The organism is Bacillus cereus group sp. MYBK95-2, from assembly GCF_051915225.1.
Classification (GTDB): Bacteria; Bacillota; Bacilli; order Bacillales; family Bacillaceae_G; genus Bacillus_A; species Bacillus_A cereus.
The window spans coordinates 1-2939 of record NZ_JBQAEH010000031.1 but is presented as its reverse complement, the minus strand read 5'-3'; the positions used below and the strand labels follow the sequence as shown (position 1 = coordinate 2939).

The window sequence follows — 2939 nt, the reverse complement described above, 5'->3', positions numbered from 1 at the left end:
CATATTATATGGTTAAGTCCTCGATCTATTAGTATTCGTCAGCTCCACATGTCACCATGCTTCCACCTCGAACCTATCAACCTGATCATCTTTCAGGGATCTTACTAGCTTACGCTATGGGAAATCTCATCTTGAGGGGGGCTTCATGCTTAGATGCTTTCAGCACTTATCCCTTCCGCACATAGCTACCCAGCTATGCCCTTGGCAGAACAACTGGTACACCAGCGGTGCGTCCATCCCGGTCCTCTCGTACTAAGGACAGCTCCTCTCAAATTTCCTACGCCCACGACGGATAGGGACCGAACTGTCTCACGACGTTCTGAACCCAGCTCGCGTACCGCTTTAATGGGCGAACAGCCCAACCCTTGGGACCGACTACAGCCCCAGGATGCGATGAGCCGACATCGAGGTGCCAAACCTCCCCGTCGATGTGGACTCTTGGGGGAGATAAGCCTGTTATCCCCGGGGTAGCTTTTATCCGTTGAGCGATGGCCCTTCCATGCGGAACCACCGGATCACTAAGCCCGACTTTCGTCCCTGCTCGACTTGTAGGTCTCGCAGTCAAGCTCCCTTATGCCTTTGCACTCTACGAATGATTTCCAACCATTCTGAGGGAACCTTTGGGCGCCTCCGTTACACTTTAGGAGGCGACCGCCCCAGTCAAACTGCCCACCTGACACTGTCTCCCGGGTCGATAAGACCCGTAGGTTAGAATTTCAATACAGTCAGGGCGGTATCCCACCAGCGCCTCCACCGAAGCTAGCGCTCCGGTTTCAATGGCTCCCGCCTATCCTGTACAAACTGTACCAAAATTCAATATCAGGCTACAGTAAAGCTCCACGGGGTCTTTCCGTCCTGTCGCGGGTAACCTGCATCTTCACAGGTACTATAATTTCACCGAGTCTCTGGTTGAGACAGTGCCCAAATCGTTACACCTTTCGTGCGGGTCGGAACTTACCCGACAAGGAATTTCGCTACCTTAGGACCGTTATAGTTACGGCCGCCGTTTACTGGGGCTTCAGTTCAGAGCTTCGCTTACGCTAACCCCTCTCCTTAACCTTCCAGCACCGGGCAGGTGTCACCCCCTATACTTCGCCTTACGGCTTCGCAGAGAGCTGTGTTTTTGCTAAACAGTCGCTTGGGCCTATTCACTGCGGCTTTCCGTTAAGAAAGCACCCCTTCTCCCGAAGTTACGGGGTCATTTTGCCGAGTTCCTTAACCAGAGTTCTCTCGCACACCTTAGGATTCTCTCCTCGCCTACCTGTGTCGGTTTGCGGTACAGGCACCTTTTATCTCGCTAGAAGCTTTTCTTGGCAGCGGGGAATCAAAGACTTCGCTCCATAAGGAGCTTCCCCATCACAGCTCAGCCTTTACGATAAGCGGATTTGCCTACTTATCAGCCTAACTGCTTGGACGTGCACAACCAATCGCACGCTTCTTCTATCCTTCTGCGTCCCTCCATTGCTCAAACGATAAAGAGGTGGTACAGGAATATCAACCTGTTGTCCATCGCCTACGCCTGTCGGCCTCGGCTTAGGTCCTGACTAACCCTGAGCGGACGAGCCTTCCTCAGGAAACCTTAGGCATTCGGTGGACGGGATTCTCACCCGTCTTTCGCTACTCATACCGGCATTCTCACTTCTAAGCACTCCACCAGTCCTTCCGGTCTGACTTCACTGTCCTTAGAACGCTCCCCTACCACTGATACCATTGGTATCAATCCGCAGCTTCGGTGGTGTATTTAGCCCCGGTACATTTTCGGCGCAGAGTCACTCGACTAGTGAGCTATTACGCACTCTTTAAATGGTGGCTGCTTCTAAGCCAACATCCTAGTTGTCTAAGCAACTCCACATCCTTTTCCACTTAATACACACTTTGGGACCTTAGCTGGCGGTCTGGGCTGTTTCCCTTTTGACTACGGATCTTATCACTCGCAGTCTGACTCCTAAGGATAAGTCATTGGCATTCGGAGTTTGACTGAATTCGGTAATCCGATGAGGACCCCTAGTCCAATCAGTGCTCTACCTCCAAGACTCTTACACTTAAGGCTAGCCCTAAAGCTATTTCGGGGAGAACCAGCTATCTCCAGGTTCGATTGGAATTTCTCCGCTACCCACACCTCATCCCCGCACTTTTCAACGTGCGTGGGTTCGGGCCTCCATTCAGTGTTACCTGAACTTCACCCTGGACATGGGTAGATCACCTGGTTTCGGGTCTACGACCACGTACTAAACGCCCTATTCAGACTCGCTTTCGCTGCGGCTCCGCCTCTTCAGCTTAACCTCGCACGGGATCGTAACTCGCCGGTTCATTCTACAAAAGGCACGCCATCACCCGTTAACGGGCTCTGACTATTTGTAGGCACACGGTTTCAGGATCTCTTTCACTCCCCTTCCGGGGTGCTTTTCACCTTTCCCTCACGGTACTGGTTCACTATCGATCACTAGGGAGTATTTAGCCTTGGGAGATGGTCCTCCCAGATTCCGACGGAATTTCACGTGTTCCGCCGTACTCAGGATACATTCAAGAGAGAACGAAGTTTCGACTACGGGGTTGTTACCCTCTACGACGGACCTTTCCAGGTCGCTTCGTCTACCTCGTTCCTTTGTAACTCCGTATAGAATGTCCTACAACCCCAAGAGGCAAGCCTCTTGGTTTGGGCTATGTTCCGTTTCGCTCGCCGCTACTCAGGAAATCGCATTTGCTTTCTCTTCCTCCAGGTACTTAGATGTTTCAGTTCCCTGGGTCTGTCTTCCTTACCCTATGTATTCAGATAAGGATACCATACCATTACGTATGGTGGGTTTCCCCATTCGGAAATCTTCGGATCAAAGCTTACTTACAGCTCCCCGAAGCATATCGGCGTTAGTCCCGTCCTTCATCGACTCCTAGTGTCAAGGCATCCACCGTGCGCCCTTTCTAACTTAACCAAACTAAAA

General features: G+C 51.7%; 1 rRNA gene. It reads right to left on the bottom strand.

Going from position 1 to position 2939, the window contains the following annotated elements:
- Nucleotides 1-8 precede the first annotated feature (8 nt).
- Nucleotides 9-2930, bottom strand: a 23S ribosomal RNA gene (locus ACTFN4_RS30350).
- Nucleotides 2931-2939 lie beyond the last annotated feature (9 nt).